This window comes from Actinomadura sp. SCN-SB (genome assembly GCF_043906805.1).
Taxonomy (GTDB): domain Bacteria; phylum Actinomycetota; class Actinomycetes; order Streptosporangiales; family Streptosporangiaceae; genus Spirillospora.
In genome coordinates this window covers 1-17213 of record NZ_JBIMPP010000074.1, presented here as the reverse complement: position 1 = coordinate 17213, position 17213 = coordinate 1, and the positions used below count along the sequence as shown (strand labels likewise).

At 72.5% G+C, this 17213-nt stretch carries 19 protein-coding genes; 12 read left to right on the top strand and 7 right to left on the bottom strand.

Annotated features, from left to right (window positions below):
- The first annotated feature begins 123 nt into the window (after positions 1-123).
- The 4 genes from sodN to ACGWYJ_RS32865 all read left to right on the top strand — a co-directional run bounded on the left by sodN (position 124) and on the right by ACGWYJ_RS32865 (position 2499).
- The gene (gene sodN, locus ACGWYJ_RS32880; protein WP_352231283.1) at positions 124-528 is read left to right on the top strand and encodes a superoxide dismutase, Ni; all 405 of its coding nucleotides are present in this window, start codon (positions 124-126) and stop codon (positions 526-528) included.
- Positions 529-613: 85 nt separating this feature from the next.
- Entirely contained in the window at positions 614-1084 is a 471-nt protein-coding gene (locus ACGWYJ_RS32875; RefSeq protein ID WP_395110337.1) for a GNAT family N-acetyltransferase, read from the top strand.
- A 171-nt stretch (positions 1085-1255) separates the two neighbouring features.
- Complete coding sequence (locus tag ACGWYJ_RS32870; RefSeq protein ID WP_285696215.1) at positions 1256-1687, top strand: anti-sigma factor; 432 nt, start codon at positions 1256-1258, stop codon at positions 1685-1687.
- 53 nt (positions 1688-1740) lie between these two features.
- On the top strand, positions 1741-2499 hold the full coding sequence (locus tag ACGWYJ_RS32865) for an RNA polymerase sigma factor SigF (protein ID WP_395110369.1): 759 nt from the start codon (positions 1741-1743) through the stop codon (positions 2497-2499).
- Positions 2500-2510: 11 nt separating this feature from the next.
- On the opposite strand, the gene ACGWYJ_RS32860 is transcribed toward ACGWYJ_RS32865, so the two are convergent.
- Positions 2511-2987: a hypothetical protein gene (locus ACGWYJ_RS32860; protein WP_395110335.1), complete on the bottom strand. Its 477-nt coding sequence runs from the start codon at positions 2985-2987 to the stop codon at positions 2511-2513.
- Between the two features lie 91 nt (positions 2988-3078).
- Here ACGWYJ_RS32860 and ACGWYJ_RS32855 point away from each other — a divergent pair, with 91 nt between their 5' ends.
- A complete protein-coding gene (locus ACGWYJ_RS32855; protein WP_395110334.1) occupies positions 3079-4020 on the top strand; it encodes a diacylglycerol/lipid kinase family protein in 942 nt (313 codons plus the stop codon).
- Positions 4021-4320: 300 nt separating this feature from the next.
- Positions 4321-4596 (top strand): WhiB family transcriptional regulator, encoded by a 276-nt coding sequence (locus ACGWYJ_RS32850; RefSeq protein ID WP_395110332.1) that lies wholly within the window; start codon positions 4321-4323, stop codon positions 4594-4596.
- A 68-nt stretch (positions 4597-4664) separates the two neighbouring features.
- Here ACGWYJ_RS32850 and ACGWYJ_RS32845 read toward each other — a convergent pair whose 3' ends face one another.
- Complete coding sequence (locus ACGWYJ_RS32845) at positions 4665-6269, bottom strand: sensor histidine kinase (RefSeq protein ID WP_395110331.1); 1605 nt, start codon at positions 6267-6269, stop codon at positions 4665-4667.
- Positions 6270-6337: 68 nt separating this feature from the next.
- Between ACGWYJ_RS32845 and ACGWYJ_RS32840 the strand changes: the two genes are divergently transcribed.
- The 3 genes from ACGWYJ_RS32840 to ACGWYJ_RS32830 all read left to right on the top strand — a co-directional run bounded on the left by ACGWYJ_RS32840 (position 6338) and on the right by ACGWYJ_RS32830 (position 9155).
- Positions 6338-7510, top strand: a complete 1173-nt coding sequence (locus ACGWYJ_RS32840) for an 8-amino-7-oxononanoate synthase (protein WP_395110330.1) — start codon at positions 6338-6340, stop codon at positions 7508-7510.
- Positions 7511-7615: 105 nt separating this feature from the next.
- Positions 7616-8356: a GntR family transcriptional regulator gene (locus ACGWYJ_RS32835; protein WP_395110367.1), complete on the top strand. Its 741-nt coding sequence runs from the start codon at positions 7616-7618 to the stop codon at positions 8354-8356.
- Positions 8357-8465: 109 nt separating this feature from the next.
- Positions 8466-9155 (top strand): Uma2 family endonuclease, encoded by a 690-nt coding sequence (locus tag ACGWYJ_RS32830; protein ID WP_395110329.1) that lies wholly within the window; start codon positions 8466-8468, stop codon positions 9153-9155.
- 25 nt (positions 9156-9180) lie between these two features.
- Here ACGWYJ_RS32830 and bioB read toward each other — a convergent pair whose 3' ends face one another.
- Complete coding sequence (bioB, locus tag ACGWYJ_RS32825; protein ID WP_395110328.1) at positions 9181-10176, bottom strand: biotin synthase BioB; 996 nt, start codon at positions 10174-10176, stop codon at positions 9181-9183.
- 26 nt (positions 10177-10202) lie between these two features.
- Complete coding sequence (bioD, locus tag ACGWYJ_RS32820) at positions 10203-10919, bottom strand: dethiobiotin synthase (RefSeq protein ID WP_395110365.1); 717 nt, start codon at positions 10917-10919, stop codon at positions 10203-10205.
- Positions 10920-11064: 145 nt separating this feature from the next.
- On the opposite strand from bioD, the gene ACGWYJ_RS32815 reads away from it, so the two are divergent.
- From ACGWYJ_RS32815 to ACGWYJ_RS32805, 3 genes are read left to right on the top strand one after another with little or no spacing between them, the layout of a single operon-like run.
- Positions 11065-11874 (top strand): hypothetical protein, encoded by an 810-nt coding sequence (locus ACGWYJ_RS32815; RefSeq protein WP_395110327.1) that lies wholly within the window; start codon positions 11065-11067, stop codon positions 11872-11874.
- Positions 11875-11895: 21 nt separating this feature from the next.
- Positions 11896-13554: an acetolactate synthase gene (locus tag ACGWYJ_RS32810; RefSeq protein ID WP_395110326.1), complete on the top strand. Its 1659-nt coding sequence runs from the start codon at positions 11896-11898 to the stop codon at positions 13552-13554.
- Positions 13547-14074, top strand: coding sequence for a GNAT family N-acetyltransferase (locus ACGWYJ_RS32805; RefSeq protein WP_395110325.1), 528 nt, complete (start codon positions 13547-13549; stop codon positions 14072-14074). The genes ACGWYJ_RS32810 and ACGWYJ_RS32805 overlap by 8 nt, the downstream gene beginning before the upstream one ends.
- On the opposite strand, the gene ACGWYJ_RS32800 is transcribed toward ACGWYJ_RS32805, so the two are convergent.
- The 3 genes from ACGWYJ_RS32800 to ACGWYJ_RS32790 form a co-directional block, all read right to left on the bottom strand.
- Positions 14061-14246, bottom strand: coding sequence for a hypothetical protein (locus tag ACGWYJ_RS32800; protein ID WP_395110324.1), 186 nt, complete (start codon positions 14244-14246; stop codon positions 14061-14063). The two genes, ACGWYJ_RS32805 and ACGWYJ_RS32800, sit on opposite strands and share 14 nt — an antisense overlap.
- A gap of 48 nt (positions 14247-14294) precedes the next feature.
- Positions 14295-15641: an acetyl/propionyl/methylcrotonyl-CoA carboxylase subunit alpha gene (locus ACGWYJ_RS32795; protein ID WP_395110323.1), complete on the bottom strand. Its 1347-nt coding sequence runs from the start codon at positions 15639-15641 to the stop codon at positions 14295-14297.
- 88 nt (positions 15642-15729) lie between these two features.
- Entirely contained in the window at positions 15730-17115 is a 1386-nt protein-coding gene (locus tag ACGWYJ_RS32790; RefSeq protein WP_395110322.1) for an HD-GYP domain-containing protein, read from the bottom strand.
- Between the last annotated feature and the right edge of the window lie 98 nt (positions 17116-17213).

Genomic DNA, 17213 nt, shown 5'->3' with positions numbered 1-17213 from the left:
TGAAGTAGTGCAAGGGGGGTGGTCCTAGGCCGAATTACCGAGCGCCCCACCACGCGGCCCCGGAGCCACAAGAGTAATGTCATGGACTTGAGCATGATCCGAAACAAGGGAAGGGGAACGCAGGTGCTCGTCAACCTTCTGCGCCCGAAGACCACCGTTTCCGCCCACTGCGACCTGCCATGCGGCGTCTACGACCCGGCGCAGGCGCGCATCGAGGCGGAGTCGGTCAAGGCGATCTGCGAGAAGTACGCCGCCAACGAGGACCCGGTGTTCCGCACGCGGGCCATCCTGATCAAGGAGCAGCGCTCGGAGCTGGTCAAGGAGCACCTGTGGGTGCTGTGGACCGACTACTTCAAGCCGCCGCACTTCGAGAAGTACCCGCAGCTGCACGAGCTGTTCAACAAGGCCACCAAGCTGGCCGGCGGCGGTGGCGGCACCAAGTCCAGCATGGACGTGAAGGTGGCGGAGGAGCTGCTCGCCCAGATCGCCGAGATCGACCGGATCTTCTGGGAGACCAAGCAGGGCTGAACGCGCCTCCATCGGGCACGGGCCCGCCCGAACGGCGGGCCCTTCGCCGTCTCACCGGGTCCCGGCCCGCGGCTAGCCTTGCGGCATGATCCGCCCTGCCACCATCGACGACGTCCCCTCCCTCCTGCGCCTGATCCGCGACCTGGCCGACTACGAGCGGGCCCTGCACGAGGTGAAGGCCACCGAGGACGATCTCCGCGCCGGCCTCTTCGGGCCCTCGCCCAAAGTCTTCGCGCACGTGGCCGAGCACGAGGGCGAGGTCGTGGGCTTCGCCCTCTGGTTCCTGTCGTACTCCACCTGGCTCGGCCGCCACGGCATCTACCTCGAAGACCTCTACGTGGACCCCGCCGTACGCGGCAACGGCTACGGCAAGGCCCTGCTCACCGAACTGGCCAGGATCGCCCACGACCGGGGTTACGGCCGGGTCGAATGGTCCGTCCTCAACTGGAACAAGCCTTCCATCGGCTTTTACGAGTCCCTGGGCGCCCGCCCCCAGGACGAATGGACCACCTATCGATTGACCGGCGCCGCCTTGACCAACCTGGCCAAGAGCTGAAACTCCCATGAACGGCGCCGGCACCGGTCGCCGGGACGTCGCCGCGCGCGGAGCCCGCCCGGCGCCCGGCGCCGCGGGCGACCCGAACGAACACAGCGCGCCGGAGTCTCCGGGACGGCCCCCCAGGCGGTAGTTTCAAAGGCAGCGGGACCAATCCTGCAAGGGAGTGACGTGACCGAGGAGACCGCGGCCATCCCGGCCGGTACGAAGTTGTCCGTGCGCGATGTGGTGACGGTGAAGCTGCCCGCCGCAGGCGCCTACCTGTCGGTGCTGAGAACCGCGACGGCGGGGCTCGCCGCCCGGCTGGACTTCACGCTGGACGAGATCGAGGATCTGCGCATCGCGGTCGACGAGGCGTGCGCGATGCTGCTCGCCCAGGCGGTGCCCGGTACCGATCTCACCTGCGAATTCGAGCTGACCGGCGAGGCGATGCGGATCGCCGTGTCGGTCCTGACCGTCAACGGCGCCGTGCCCAGCCGCGACACCTTCGCCTGGACGGTGCTCTCGTCGCTGGCCGGCGAGGTGGACGCACAGGTCGGCCCGGACGACCGGGTCACCGTGACGTTGCAGAAGCGCCGCGGCACCACAGCGGGGGCCTCGTGACGGAGAAGACGACGGTAGAGGGCGAGACCGGGAGCGAGCGTCCCGAGGCCGCGGTGCCCGACAGGGCCCGCGCCCGTGCCCTGTTCGAGCGCCTGGCCACGCTGCCGGAGGGCGACCCGGAGCGCCAGCGCATCCGCGACCAGCTCGTGGAGCTGCACCTGCCGCTGGTGGAGTACCTGGCACGCCGGTTCCGTAACCGGGGCGAGTGGCTGGACGACCTGATCCAGGTCGCCACCATCGGGCTCATCAAGTCGATCGACCGGTTCGACCTGGACCGCGGCGTGGAGTTCTCCACCTACGCCACGCCCACGATCGTCGGTGAGATCAAACGGCATTTTCGGGACAAGGGCTGGGCGGTGCGCGTGCCGCGCCGGCTCCAGGAGCTCAAGCTCTCCCTGACCAAGGCGATCAGCGACCTCGCGCAGCGGGAGGGCCGCGCGCCCACGGTGAGCGAGCTGGCCGCGCACCTCCAGATGAGCGAGGAGGAGGTGCTGGAGGGCCTGGAGTCGGCCAACGCCTACTCCACGGTCTCGCTGGACGCCCCCGACTCCGGCGACGAGGACGCCCCCGCCGTGGCGGACTCGCTGGGCATGGTGGACGAGTCGCTGGAGGGCGTGGAGTACCGCGAGTCCCTCAAGCCGCTGCTGGAGAAGCTGCCGGCGCGGGAGAAGAAGATCCTGCTGCTGCGGTTCTTCGGCAACATGACCCAGTCCCAGATCGCGGCGGAGCTGGGGATCTCCCAGATGCACGTGTCCCGTCTGCTGGCACGGACGCTCGCGCAGCTCCGCGAGGGCCTGACCGCGGACGAATGATCAGCGGGTGATCACGAGCGGGGTCCGGAGCCCTGCCTGTCCTCGCCCTGCGAGGACCTGTCCTCGGCCCGGCCGTCTTCGCCGTCCTCGTCCTGCCCGTCCTCGTCCTGGGCGCGCTGGACGAGCCAGGCCGTACTGGGCGGGCTGAGCACCAGGATCAGGGCCGACGCGGCGACCAGGCCCAGCGGGATCCCGTACCCGTACTGCTCGCTCTGCCACAGCGTCCAGGCGATCGGCAACGCGAACAGCTGGGTGATCACGGTCGGCGCGCGGCTCCAGGAGTCGGCGCGCAGCAGGCCCCGCGCGCAGGCGAGCATCCCCGCGCCACCGGCCAGCGCGAGCACCGTCACGCCGACCGCGCTGGCCGCGTCCACCGCCTCGCCTCTGATCACTTCCCAGGCCACGATGAGGCCGATCACGATCGCGGCGGCGCCTTCCAGGGCTTCGAGCGCGGCGGCGGCGTTCACGGTAAAGGGACGCTTGGGCACGTCCAGAACACTACTCGCCGCCGTCCGGTCCCGGCACGCGGCCCGGATGCCGAGAACGCAGGGCACGGAGGGTGATGGATACCCTGGCGCCGTGCGCGCCATGCTCATCGCCAACCCCAAGGCGACCTCCACCTCCCGGCGGGCCCGCGACCTCCTCGTCCGGGCCGTCTCGGGCCACCTCGAAGCGGACGTGGCCGAGACGGCCCACCGCGACCACGCCACCGAACTGGCGAGCCGGGCGGTGGCGGAGAACTACGACGTCGTGATGGCGATCGGCGGCGACGGCACGGTCAACGAGATCGTCAACGGGCTGCTGGCCAAGGGCCCGTCGCCCGGCCTGCCCGCGCTGGCGGTCCTGCCGTGCGGCAGCGCCAACGTCTTCGCCCGCGCCCTGGGCCTGCCCAACGATCCGGTCGCCGCCACCCGCGCCGTCCTGGAGGCGCTGCGCGCGGGCCGCGGCCGCACGATCGGCCTCGGCACGGCGACCCATGATGGCGGCACCCCCCGGTACTTCACGTTCAACGCGGGGGTCGGGCTGGACGCCGAGGTCGTGCGGGAGGTGGAACGGCGCCGGCAGGCGGGGGCCCCCGCGCGCCCTTCCCTGTACGTGCGGACGGCGCTCCGGCATTTCTTCTCGGGAACCGACAGGAGGCATCCCGCCCTCACCCTGGAACTGCCGGGAAGGCCCCCGATTTCCGGGCTCTTTCTCGCCTTCGTCAGCAATACCGCGCCATGGACTTTCCTCGGCCCCTTGCCGGTGAATCCGAACCCGCGGGCGCGCTTCGGCGGCGGCCTGGACGCGTTCGCGATACGGTCGCTGCGGCTGCCGCCCGTGCTGGGCGCGCTGGCCGGGATGCTCACCGCGCGGCACCGCCCCGTCCGCGGGTCCACGGTCCTGAACGTGCACGACGCGACGGAGATCACCATCCGGGCGGACCGGCCGGTGGCGTTCCAGCTCGACGGCGACTACCTTGGCGAGCAGCGCGCGATCACGTTCCGATCGGTGCCCGAGGCGATACGGATCGTCATATGAGTCCGAACGGCGCCTGGTTTAACGGGAAAGCAACACCGCCGACCCGCTGATGTGACACATACGACACTCATCCTTTGAGAAACGTTTCTCGCAGGTCTTGCGTCGGCCCGCGCCGTTTTGACACGCTCAAAACGCGTGCGCTGACAGGAAGCTCCGACGATCCGCCTCCTGATCGCCGCGCCGCGCCGACATCCACCCACCCCGCAGCCCCTGAACCCTCGGGCCCCGGGGTGGCCGAGACATGTGAACCAGTTCACAAGTGGAGCCGACCGCCTCCACGCTGACGAAGGAGTGGACCGCATGGACTGGCGCCACCGCGCAGCCTGCCGTGACGTGGATCCCGAACTGTTCTTCCCGATCGGGAACACCGGCCCCGCGCTCCTGCAGATCGAGGAGGCCAAGCAGGTGTGCCGCCGCTGCGACGTGACCGACGCCTGCCTGGTGTGGGCGCTGGAGTCCGGCCAGGACTCGGGCGTCTGGGGCGGCATGGGCGAGGACGAGCGCCGCGCCCTCCGGCGCCGCGCGTCCCGCAACCGTGCCCGCGCCGCCAACCTCGGAACCGCCACCCCCTCCTGACCGTCAGCCCCGGCCGTCGTCCCGAGCGACCCGGCCGGCCCCGGCCGCGCCCGCCCGTCCACTGGTGATCAGGGACGAGGCGGACCAGGACGGCGCCGGCCCTGGTCGAGCGGGACGTCCACGATGACCTCGGTGCCGCCCGACGGCCGCCGCCGGAATTCCAGCCGACCGCCCAGTTCCCCCACGATCAGCGTGCGGACGATCTGAAGTCCCAGGCTGTCGGTGCTCTCGACGTCGAAGTCGGGCGGCAGCCCCACCCCGTCGTCGGCCACCACCACCTCCAGCCGCGACGCCTCGCCCTTCGCCTTCACCCGGCCGCCGTCCTCGGCGCCTTCCCCCGGCCCGTCCTGGGAGCCGCCTTCCGCCTCGTACCGGTCGGCCAGCACCTCCAGCGTGCCGAACCGGTTGGCCAGCCCGTGCTCCAGGGCGTTCTGCAGCAGCTCGGTCAGTGCCATCGCCAGCGGCGTGGCCACCTCCGCGGGCAGCACGCCGAAGTTGCCGGTGCGCTTGGGCGTCACCCTGGTCTCCGGCGTGGACACCTCGCCCGCCATGGTGATCACACGGTCCGCGATGTCATCGAAGTCGATCAACTCGTCAGGGGTGTGCGACAGCGTCTCGTGCACGATCGCGATCGACCCGACCCGGCGCACCGCCTCGTCCAGCGCCATCCGGCCCTCCGGGATCTGTAGCCGCCTGGCCTGCAACCGCAGCAGCGCGGCCACCGTCTGGAGGTTGTTCTTCACCCGGTGATGGATCTCCCGGATGGTGGCGTCCTTGGTCATCAGCTCCCGGTCGCGCCACCGCAGCTCGGTGACGTCCCGGCACAGCACGATCGCGCCGATCCGGGTGGCGCCGACCACCAGCGGGATCGTGCGCAACTGCATCACCGACCCGCGCGCCTCCACCTCGACCTCGCGGGGCGCCTTGCCGCTCAGGAGGGCGGTCAGCGCCTCCTCCATCGGCTCCCCGGTGTCGCACAGCTCGGTGGTCACCGCCCCCAGCGACTCCCCCACCAGGTCGGCGGGGAACCCCAGGCGCCGGTACGCGGACTGCGCGTTCGGGCTGGCGTAGGTGACCCGGCCCGCCCGGTCCAGCCGGATCAGGCCGTCCCCGACCCGCGGCGAGCGGACCAGGTTGGGTTCCTGACCGGCGAACGGGAACCGGCCATCAGCGATCATCTGGGCCAGGTCGCTCGCGCTCTGCAGGTAGGTCAGCTCCAGCCGGCTCGGCGTCCTGGCCGAGCTGAGGTTGGTGCTGCGCTGGATCACCCCGAGCAGCTTCGCTCCGCGCCGTACCGGGATCGACTCCTCCCGGACGGGGATGCCGCTGCCCCACTCGGGGTCGCCCTCCCGGACGATCCGCCGTTCCCGCCACGCCACGTCGATCAGGCCCCGGCGGCCCTTCGGGACGACCTTGCCCACCAGGTCCTCCGGGTAGGCGGTCGGGCCCGTCGTGGGCCTCATCTGCGCGATCGCCACCCAGCCGCTCGCGGCGCCCTGCCCATCGGCCTCGCCCTGCGGCGGCTCCGGCGACCGCAGCGGCACCCACAGCAGCAGATCGGCGAACGACAGGTCGGCCAGCAACTGCCAGTCCGACACCAGGGCGTGCAGCCACTCCAGATCCGCGTCGGTCAGATCGGTGCGGTCGCTTACCAGATCACTCAGCGTGGGCACACGTCCATTGTCGCCGAGACCCGGACCCGCCCGGCACACCCGCCCACCCCACCTGGCAGGATGCCCGCATGACCGATCCTGTGCCGTCCGCGGATCCCCTGGCGCGCCTCCGGTCGGCGGCCGAGCGGCGCGAACGGGCCGGGCTGCGGCGCCGGCTGCGTCCCCGCTCCGGAGACCACGACGGGCTGATCGACCTGGCGTCCAACGACTACCTCGGTCTGTCCCGCGACCCCAGGCTGGCCGAGGCGGCGGCCCGGGCCGCCCGCGAGTACGGGACGGGCTCCACCGGATCGCGACTGGTCACCGGCACCACCCATCTCCACGCCGAGCTGGACCGCCGGCTGGCCGCCTTCACCGGATCGGCCGCCGGGCTGGTGTTCTCGTCCGGGTTCCTGGCCAACCTCGGCGCGGTGACGGGCCTGGCCGGGCCCGGCCAACTGGTGATCTCCGACCGGACCAACCACGCCTCGATCGTGGACGCCTGCCGGCTGTCCCGGGCCCGGGTCGTGATCGTCCCGCACCGGGACGTCGCCGCCGTCGAGCGGGCCCTCGCCGAACGGGACGAGGAGCACGCCCTCGTCGTCACCGACGCGGTGTTCTCCGTGGACGGCGACGAGGCGCCCCTCGCGGACCTGCACCGCGTCGTCCGCGCGCACGGCGCGATGCTGGTCGTGGACGAGGCGCACGCGCTCGGCGTCGTCGGCGACCGCGGCCAGGGCTCGGCGCACGCCGCGGGGCTCGCCGGGGAGCCGGACGTCGTGCTGACCCTCACCCTGTCCAAGTCGCTGGGCGCGCAGGGCGGCGCGGTGCTGGGCGCCCCCGAGGTGATCGAGACGCTGGTCGACACCGGCCGCCCGTTCATCTTCGACACCGGGCTGAACCCGCCGGCCGCCGCCGCGGCCCTCGCCGCCCTCGACGTCCTGGCCGCCGAGCCGGGCCTGCCCGCCCGCGCCCGCGACCGCGCGCGCCGGATCGCCGCCATCGCCGCCGGGCTCGGCCTGGAGACCACCGCGGACCCCGCCGCCGCGGTCGTCCCCGTCGTCCTCGGCGAGCCCGACGCCGCCGTCAAGGCCGCCGAGATCTGCGCCGAGCACGGCGTCCGCGTCGGCTGCTTCCGCCCGCCCTCCGTTCCCGAAGGCCGCGCCTGCCTGCGCCTCACCGCCCGCGCCACCCTCGGCGAGGCGGACCTCACGACCCTCCAGGGCGCCCTGACCGCGGTGGCCGGGCTCTACCGCCCGTAGTCTGCACGGTTAACATCGGGGAACAACTGATAGTGAACGTGAGGAGAGACCGTGACGGAGGTCAGGGGCGGACCCCGCCACGGGGGTGGGTACGAGCGCGCGCCACTGAGCGACATCGGCAAGCACCACTCGGCCCAGGCACCACGCATTCCGAAGTACTACAAACTCAAGGAACTGCTGGTCGAGCTGATCCAGCAGCTTCCGCCGGGCAGCCCGCTGCCCCCTGAACGCGCACTGGCCGAGAAGTACGAGACCTCCCGCACCACCGTGCGGCAGGCACTGGCCGAACTGGTGGTCGAGGGACGCCTCCAGCGCATCCAGGGCAAGGGCACGTTCGTCGCCAAACCCAAGGTCGCCCAGGAGCTCCAGCTGGTCTCCTACACCGAGGACATGCGCCACCACGGCCTGCGTCCCGAGACCCGCATCCTGGAGATCGGCTACGTCAGCGCGGACGAGCGCATGGCGACCCTGCTCGGCATCCGTCCCGGCGGACGCGTCCTGCGCATCCACCGGCTCCGCCTCGCCGACGGCGAGGCCATGTCGATCGACACCTCCCACCTCCCCGCCCGCCGCTTCCCCGGCCTGCGCCGCGAGCTCCCCCGCCACCGCTCCCTCTACGAGACCCTCGCCACGGCCTACGACGTCCACCTCACCGAGGCCGAGGAGACGATCGAGACGGTCCTGGCCACCCCCCACGACGCCCAGTTGCTCTCCGTGGACGTCGGCCTCCCCCTGCTCCTGCTGTCCAGGCACGCCTTCGACACCACGGGCCAGCCCGTCGAATGGGCCCAGTCCCTCTACCGCGGCGACCGCTACAAGTTCATCACCCGCCTCCGCCGCAACTGACCTGCGACGACAGAAGATTCGACAACAGGTTCGACCGTTCTGGCTACGCTGAGCGGGGCGATGTCTTTACGATGACCGGGAGCAGAAAGTGAAGGGGAGATCACACGACGTGAACACTACGGCGAACCCTCCCTATGTGGTGGAGATACCGCCACATAGCGCCGTGCTCCCGGACACGCCCTACGCACTCTGGGAGAGCGGCGAACTGCACGACCTCCTTCTCCTTCCGCATGACGGAACCCGCGTAGAGATCATCGGAGGAGAGATCGTCGTGTCCCCCGCCTCCCTCACCACACACGGCGGCATCATCCAGGACATCGCGGACGCCTTCAGTGAGGCCCGCTTCGCGAATCCGGTGTTTCCGTGGATAACGCAACAGGTCGCGAGCCTGATAAGGGTGGAGATGAGCGACGGTTACATCCCCGACCTGCTGGTGATGGAGCAGAGCGTCCAAAGGGCCGCACGAAGGGCACACGCCGTCGGGTTCATGCCCGACGAGATCGAGATGGCCGTGGAGGTCACCTCGCCCAGCAACTCGCACGGGGATCTCCCGCCGACACGCGCCCACGAGCGCACGGGCAAGAACAAATGGTCCGGCTACGCGAGCGTCGAGATCCCCTACTACCTCCTGGTCGACTGCTCCCCAGAGGCAGCGCGGGCCACCCTGTACTCGATTCCGGACCGGAGTGCGTCCGCTTACCTCCACGAGGAGTCGTGGGCGTTCGGTGAGGCCATCCGCCTGCCCGAGCCGTTCGACCTCCGGATCGACACCGGTCTGTGGGAGCCGTGGCGTATGTGAGCGGCGGTTCGTTGGTCGTTGGTGGTCACAGGGTCTTGGAGAGGGCCTTGATGGGCATCTGGAGGTCGGTCAGGAGGGCCAGGTCCTGTTCGGCGGGGCGGCCGAGGGTGGTCAGGTAGTTGCCGACGATGATGGCGTTGATGCCGCCGAGCATGCCGTCGCGGGTGCCGAGGTCGCCGAGGGTGAGTTCGCGGCCTCCGGCGTAGCGGAGGATGGTGCGGGGCAGGGCCAGGCGGAACGCGGCGATGGTCTTGAGGGCCTCGGTGCCCTCGACCAGGGGGCGGTCGGCGAACGGGGTCCCGGGGCGGGGGGCCAGGAAGTTCAGCGGGACCTCGTCGGGGTCGAGGGCGGCCAGCTGGGCGGCGAACTCGGCGCGCTGCTCGACGGTCTCGCCCATGCCGATGATGCCGCCGCAGCACACCTCCATCCCGGCGTCCTTGACCATGCGGAGGGTGTCCCAGCGCTCCTCCCAGGTGTGGGTGGTGACCACGTTGGGGAAGTGGGAGCGGGCCGTCTCCAGGTTGTGGTTGTAGCGGTGCACGCCGAGGGCGGCCAGCTCGTCCACCTGGTCCTGGGTGAGCATGCCGAGAGAGCAGGCGATGTTGATCTCGACGGCGGCGTTGATGGCCGCGACGCCCTCGCGGACCTGGGACATCAGGCGTTCGTCGGGGCCGCGGACGGCGGCGACGATGCAGAACTCGGTGGCGCCGGTCTTGGCGGTCTCCTTGGCGGCCTCCACCAGCTCGGGGATGTTCAGCCAGACCGCGCGCACGGGAGAGGTGAACTGGCCCGACTGCGAGCAGAAGTGGCAGTCCTCGGGACAGCCGCCCGTCTTGAGGGAGACGATGCCCTCCACCTCGACCTCCGGGCCGCACCAGCGCATGCGGACCTCGTGGGCGAGCGCGAGCAGGTCCTCGAGCCTGTCGTCCGGCAGCGTCAGGCACTCCAGCACCTGTGCCTCGGACAGGCCCTTCCCGTCCTGAAGCACCTGCTGCCTGGCCACGTCGAGGATGTCGCTCACTGGTTCTCCTTCTCTGCTGTGATGCCTCACGGTAGGACACCGTGCGCGTCGCGGAACGCGGCGGGGTCGAACGAGCCGCCGAACGGGGGTGCCAGCGCGCGATGCGCGGCCAGCAGGAACTCGGCGGGGTCCAGGGCGCCCGCGCCCGCGGGCATCGCGCCGGCCAGGGGACGGGCGGCGATCGTCTCCAGGTCGCGGATGTTGCTGCGCATCGCCAGGCCGGGCTCTTGCGGCCACTCACCCAGCACCACACCGGCGAGCTGGACGCCCCGGTGCGCCATCGCCTCCAGCGTGAGCGCCGTGTGGTTCAGGGTGCCCAGGCCCGGACGGGCCACCACGACCGCCGGGGCGCCGATCCAGCGGGCCAGGTCGGCGATGGTCGTGCCCTCGTCGTCGTACCGGACCAGCAGGCCCCCGGCCCCCTCCACCAGGACGAGGCCCCTGCTGCGGCTCAGGTCCCGGATACGGTCGGCCGCGTCCGCGAGCCGTGGCGGCGGAAGCCCCGCCCGGCGTGCCGCCGCCGCGGGCGACAGCGGGTCGGGGAAGCGGGCGAACTCGTGCAGGTCGTCGATTCCGGCCAGCCGCCGCACCTCGTCGAGGTCGCCGGGCTCGTCCGGGCCCACCCCGGTCTGGCCGGGCTTGACGACCGCGACGCCGGTCCCGCGCGCCGCCGCGAGCGCGGCCAGCGCCGCGGTGACGATCGTCTTCCCGACGCCGGTGCAGGTCCCGGTCACCACGAGCACGCTCACGAGCGCACACCCTAGCGCGCGCCATTCCGCCGCGGCCCAGCAGGAACCCACAGCTTTGACCGTTCCATTTTGGACGGAACCAGGGCGGGGCGCGTGGCGTCCAAGTCCCATGGCCGGTCCATCCGTACCCTTCAGAGGTGTGATCGATCGGGGGGTCGTCGCCGTGCTCGCCGGGGCCTGTTTCCTGGTCGCGTGCAGCGGCGAGGGACGGGAGCGGGCGCGGGACGAGGAGCCGGGAGGCGGCCGGACGACCGCTCCCGCGGATCGGGCTTCCGGAAGCGGCGGGGGGCCGGTGCTGCGCTGGCGGATGACCGCCGGTTTCGCCGGTCTCGGCCCGCCGGGCAGCCTGCCGGAGTTCTCGCTGTACCGGGACGGACGCGCCATCGCGAAGCCGCGGCGCGGCGCCGAGTGGGCCGCCCGCGAATACCGCCTGACGTCCGCGGCGCTGCGCCGCCTCCTCCAGGAGGCGCGGGCGGCGGGCCTGGACCGGCCGCGGACGATCGGGTCCGACCAGGTCGCGGACGCGATGATCCTGCAGATCACCTTCGGGAGTGCCCTCACGCGGGTCGTCGAGCCGGAGAGCCTGCCGGCCGCCCCCGCGGTGCGGTTCTGGAAGCGGCTTGACCCGGAGGCGTGGCCGCCCGCCGACCAGGCCGCGCCGGCGCGGCCGTACCGGGCGCCGCGCATGGCCGTCATCGCCGGGGACAGCCCGGCCCGACCCGGGCAGCGCGTCTCCGACTGGCCGCTGGACCGGCCGCTCGGGCGGGGCGAACGGGCGGCGGGCGGCCTCTGCGCGATCGTCACCGGCGAGGACCGGGACACCGTCGTCAAGCACGTCGCGACGGCGAGCGCGGACCATCGCTGGCGCAGCGGCGGCAGGGTGTACTCGGTACGGCTGCGCCCCCTGCTCCCCGAAGAAAGGACCTGCCAGGACGTCGCCAAGACCTGACCTGGTTGTTACCTTTCGCACATGGAGCCTCGGCACGGCGGCGACACGGTCATCTCGGTGGTCCGCCGCCACGGCGTGGACACGATGTTCACCCTCTCCGGCGGGCATGTCTTCCCGATCTACGACGCGGCGCTCGACGGGGACGGCGGCGCCACGCCCCGGCCCCGGATCCTCGACGTGCGGCACGAGCAGACGGCGGTGTTCGCGGCGGAGGCGACCGCGCGGCTGACCCGGGGACCGGGACTGGCGGTGCTGACGGCCGGGCCCGGCGTCACCAACGGGGTGAGCGGCATCGCGACGGCGCATTTCAACGGGTCGCCCGTCGTGGTGCTGGGCGGGCGCGCGCCGCGCGGGCGGTGGGGGTCGGGCGCGCTCCAGGAACTGGACCATCCGCCGCTGGTCGCGCCGATCACCAAGGCCGCGCTGACCGCGTCCGGGCCGGAGACGCTGGCGTCGGACGTGGAGCGGGCCTTCGCCGTCGCCACGGCGCCGCATCGGGGCCCGGTCTTCCTGGACGCTCACATGGAGGACCTGTTCGGCCCGCCCGCCGGAGCCGTACCGGAACCGAAGCCGCAGGCGCGGGAGTCGCCCGACCCGGACGCGCTCGACGGGATCGCGGCGCTGCTGGCCGGGGCGCGGCGTCCCATGCTGGTCCTCGGGTCGGACGTCTGGATGGACCGCGCCGACGAGGCCGCCCGCGCGTTCGCCGAGGAGTTCGCCCTGCCCGTGGTGGCCAACGGGCAGGGCCGGGGCATCCTGCCCGCCGGTCACGAACTGCTGGTGACCCGCGCCCGGGGACGCGCGTTCGCCCGTGCCGACCTGGTGATCGTCGCGGGGACCCCGCTGGACTTCCGGCTCGGGTACGGGACGTTCGGGAGCGGGACGGGCGAGCAGGCGAAGGTGGTGCACCTCGCCGACGCCCCGTCCCAGATCGCCGCCCACGTGCCGCTCGCCGGGTCGGCGTCGGGCGACCTCTCCGAGGTGTTCACCGGGCTCGTGACGGCGGCGTACAAGGCCGGGGTCGCCCCCAGGTCCCACGCCGACTGGGCGGCCGGGCTCCACGACCTGGCCAGGACGGCGATCGCGGACGACGCCGCCCTGCTGGCCTCCGACGCCGCCCCGATCCATCCGATGCGCGTGTACGGGGAACTGGCCAAGGTGCTGGACGACGACGCCGTGGTCATCGGGGACGGCGGCGACTTCGTCTCGTACGCGGGCAAGTACGTCGAGCCGCGGCGCCCCGGCGGCTGGCTGGACCCCGGCCCGTACGGGTGCCTGGGCACCGGCCCCGGGTACGCGGCGGCGGCCCGGCTGGCCCGCCCGTCCTCGCAGGTCGTGCTGCTGCTCGGGGACGGAGCCGCCGGATTCTCCCTGATGGATGCGGATACCCTGGTACGGCATGACCTGCCCGTGGTGATGATCGTGGGCAACAACGGAGCCTGGGGGTTGGAGAAACATCCGATGCGGATGCTCTACGGATACGACGTCGCGGCCGACCTGCGACCCGGCTGCCGCTACGACGAGGTCGTGCGGGCGCTGGGCGGGGCCGGTGAACTGGTCACCGAGCCGGACCGGATCGGCCCGGCGCTGCGCCGCGCCTTCGACTCCGGCGTCCCGTACCTGGTCAACGTGGTGACCGATCCCGATGTCGCCTACCCGCGCAGCACCACCGGTGTCTGAGCGGCACGTCACCGTCCGCCTGGCACGCCCCGGCGAGTACACGCGGATCGGCGAGCTGACGGTCGGGGTGTACACGCGGGGCGGTCTGATCACGCCCGGGTCCTCTTACCTGCACACGCTGGCCGACGCCGCCGACCGCGCGGCCAAGGCGGAGCTGCTGGTCGCCGAGGTGGACGGGGAGATCGTGGGGGCCGTCGCGTACGCGCCGCCGGACAGCCCGTACGCCGAGCTGGCGGCGCCGGACGAGGGCGAGTTCCGCATGCTGGTCGTCCTGGAGTCCAGCCGCGGGAACGGTGTCGGGCGGGCGCTCGTCCAGGAGTGCGCGGACCGGGCGCGGCGGGCCGGGCTGGTGGCGCTGCGGCTGTCGACCCAGCCGAACATGCGCGCCGCCCAGCGGCTGTACGAGCGGATGGGGTTCACGCGGACCCCGGAGCTCGACTGGAGTCCGGTCGAGGGTGTGACCCTGCTCACCTACGTCCTGGACCTGAAGCCCGCGGAGGGCGGCGTCAGGCCGAGCTGAGCACGCCGTGCTCGGAGCAGCGCGCCGTCCAGCCCATCGGGGTCACCTGCACGACCATCCGGCGTCGGCAGCGCGCGCAGTAGCGCGGCGGCTCCATCAGCCGCGCCTCGCGGCACCCTTCGTGTTCGCCTTCCTCCGCGGGCTCCCCGCAGCGGTCACAGTACGTCTCCACGGCGGGCAGACTACCCCCCTCACCAGCCTCCCCTTGGAGCGGCCCGGTTCACGGGCGCATGCGGCCGACGATGCCGGTGTCGTACGAGCCGTCAGCGAACTCGGGGTGCTCCAGCAGTTCGGCGAGGAACGGCAGGTTGGTGTTGATCCCCTCGATCCGGAACGCCGCCACGGCCACCCGTGCCCGCTCCAGCGCGGCGGGACGGTCGTCGGCATGCACGCACAGCTTCGCCAGCATCGGGTCGTAGTACGGCGTGACGGTGGTGCCCTCTGCGTAGCCCGCGTCGATGCGGATGCCGTCGCCGACCGGCTCCTCCCACACCTTGATCTCGCCCGGGGACGGTATGAAGGTCGCGGGGTCCTCGGCGTACACCCGCAGCTCGATCGCGTGCCCTCGGGCGGCCACCTCGCCGAACGAGGGCGGCTCGCCGGCGGCGATCCGCAGCTGCTGCTCCACCAGGTCGATCCCGGTGACCAGCTCGGTGATCGGATGCTCCACCTGGAGCCGGGTGTTCATCTCCAGGAAGAAGAAGTCCTGCGCGGCCGGGTCGACCAGGCACTCGACCGTCCCGGCGCCGCGGTAGCCGACCGCCTCGCCCGCCCGCACCGCCGCCTCCATCATCCGGGCGCGCAGCTCCGGCGTGATGCCCGGGGACGGGGTCTCCTCCACGACCTTCTGGTGGCGGCGCTGCACCGAGCAGTCGCGCTCGCCCAGCGCGAGCACCGTGCCGTCGGCCAGGCCGAGGATCTGCACCTCGACATGCCGCGCGCCCTCCACGAACCGCTCCAGCAGGATGTCGGCCCGCTTCCCCGACCCCCCGAAGAAGCGCGCCGAGGTCGTCCGCGCGGTCTCGTACGCCTGGCGGAGGGCGGGTTCGTCGCGCGCGACGGCCATGCCGATGCCGCCCCCGCCTCCGGCGGCCTTCACCATGATGGGGTAGCCGATGCGCGCGGCCTCGGCCACGGCGGCGTCGGCGTCCGGGACGGGGTCGGTGACGCCGGGCGCGACCGGGACGCCCGCCTTCGCCATCAGGTTACGGGCGTTGATCTTGTCGCCCATCCGCTCGATCGCGTCCGGCGGCGGCCCGATCCAGGCCAGCCCCGCCTCCAGCACCCGGCGCGCGAACCCGGCGTTCTCCGCCAGGAACCCGTACCCGGGGTGGACGGCGCGGGCGTTGGTGCGCTGCGCCGCCTCCATGATCCGGGGGATGTCCAGGTAGCTGGAGGCGGCCCGCGCGGGGCCGATCAGGATCGCCTCGTCGGCCTCGGCGACGAACGGCAGCCCCGCGTCGGCCTCCGAGTACACCGCGATGGCCTTCAGCCCCAGAGCGCGGACGGTACGGATGATCCGGCCGGCGATCTCACCGCGGTTGGCCACGAGCACGGATTCGTGCAACGACCGCACACTCCTTCGTCCCCTGGCGGGCCCGCGCCCGCGCACTCGGCAGAGACTAGTACCCCGGTGGTCGCGGGACCACCGGCCCCTACAGCCGGGGACGGCGGTCGACGACGCGGCGGAGCGCCTCGACCACGGCGGGGTCGTACTCGGCGGCCGAGTCGAGCCGCAGCCGCTCCAGGACGGCGGCGCCCCGGTCGCGGTCACCGGAGTCGCCGACCAGGTCGTCGTAGGCGTTGGCCACCTTGATGATCCGGCTGGCCAGCGGCGGCGCCTGGGGCCGCCGCTCCGGCGCGTCGGGGGGATGGAGGGAACCGGACGCGTCGCCGGCACCGTCGTCGGGCGCGGGCTGCGGCTGCGCGGACTGCTCGACCCGGTACGGATGCGAGGACCGCTCCACGATCCGGGCGACATGGTCGAGCACGCCTGTCTGCCTGATGACCTCGGCGCCCAGCTCGGCGATGCGGCGCTGCTCGGCGGGCGAGGCCAGCACGGTGGCGCCGCCGGGGATGGGATCGCCCAGCGACAACTGCCCGATGTCGTGCATGAGCGCCGCGTACTCCAGGTGCAGCAGCTCCTCCTCGGACATGCCCAGCTCCCGGCCCATCGCCACCGACAGCCGGGAGACACGGCGGGAATGCCCGGTCTCCACGTACCCGCCGACCTCGGTGACCCGCGACAGCGCCCGCACGGTCTGCAGATAGGTCGCGCGCACCCCGGCATAGCGGCGGAACGCGAACTGGGTGACCAGGATCGGCGCCGTGAACACCAGCAGCGCGGCCGGGCCCATCACCGTGGTCGCCACCGCGATCAGCATGGCGGTCGCGCTGGTGGCCGCGCACAGCGCCGCCTTGGCCTTGAGCTCGTCCCGCATCGCGATGCCGAACCGCGCCCGTACCGCCTCCGCCCGGATCAGCGCGGCGATCATCACCTCGCAGGCACAGGCGATGATCACCACGATGCCCATCATCGCGAGCAGCACCTGCCAGTGCAGCCGCAGCGACAGCAGCGGCCGGAAGCACAGCGCCACGGCGGTGACCGTGAACAGCCGCCGGGCCATGGCGTCCAGCCGGGGGGTGCGGCCGACCGCGACATGCGGCAGCGAGCCGACCAGCGTGCCGACGGCGGTCACCGCCACCACCTGCAACGGGGAATGCACGGCCGGGGCGACGCCGAGCGGCGCGTCGGGCGGCGCCCCCTCCGGCCCGATCCCGACGAGCAGCGCGTAGCCGATCCCGCCCGCGCTGGCGATCGGCGCGACCTCCCGGTTGCCGGGCATCACCATCCGGAACAGCTCGCCCAGCGCGATCAGCACGCCGAACACCACCGCGACCTCGGCCTGCTCCAGGCCCACCGCCGCCACCTGCGTGATCGCGACGATCACCACGAGCCCGGCGGTGGCGATCAGCAGCAGCTGGCCGGAGTCGATGGTCCGCCAGGCGGCGCGCTCCTGGGTGCGCATCTGGGTGCTCATCGGCTCCATCTTCCCGGAAGGCGATCTGTCGGCGGGGATTTCCGGAGGGACGCCGGCGAATCGGGCCGCCCGTCCGCCCGGCCCCGCCGGTCCCCGGC

Excerpts from the sequence above, each read along its gene's own strand:
- ACGWYJ_RS32840 (WP_395110330.1), top strand. The coding sequence starts at position 6,338 with ATGACCGATCCTGTGCCGTCCGCGGATCCCCTGGCGCGCCTCCGGTCG.
- ACGWYJ_RS32850 (WP_395110332.1), top strand. The coding sequence starts at position 4,321 with ATGGACTGGCGCCACCGCGCAGCCTGCCGTGACGTGGATCCCGAACTG.
- ACGWYJ_RS32790 (WP_395110322.1), bottom strand. The coding sequence starts at position 17,115 with ATGAGCACCCAGATGCGCACCCAGGAGCGCGCCGCCTGGCGGACCATC.
- ACGWYJ_RS32810 (WP_395110326.1), top strand. The coding sequence starts at position 11,896 with ATGGAGCCTCGGCACGGCGGCGACACGGTCATCTCGGTGGTCCGCCGC.
- ACGWYJ_RS32875 (WP_395110337.1), top strand. The coding sequence starts at position 614 with ATGATCCGCCCTGCCACCATCGACGACGTCCCCTCCCTCCTGCGCCTG.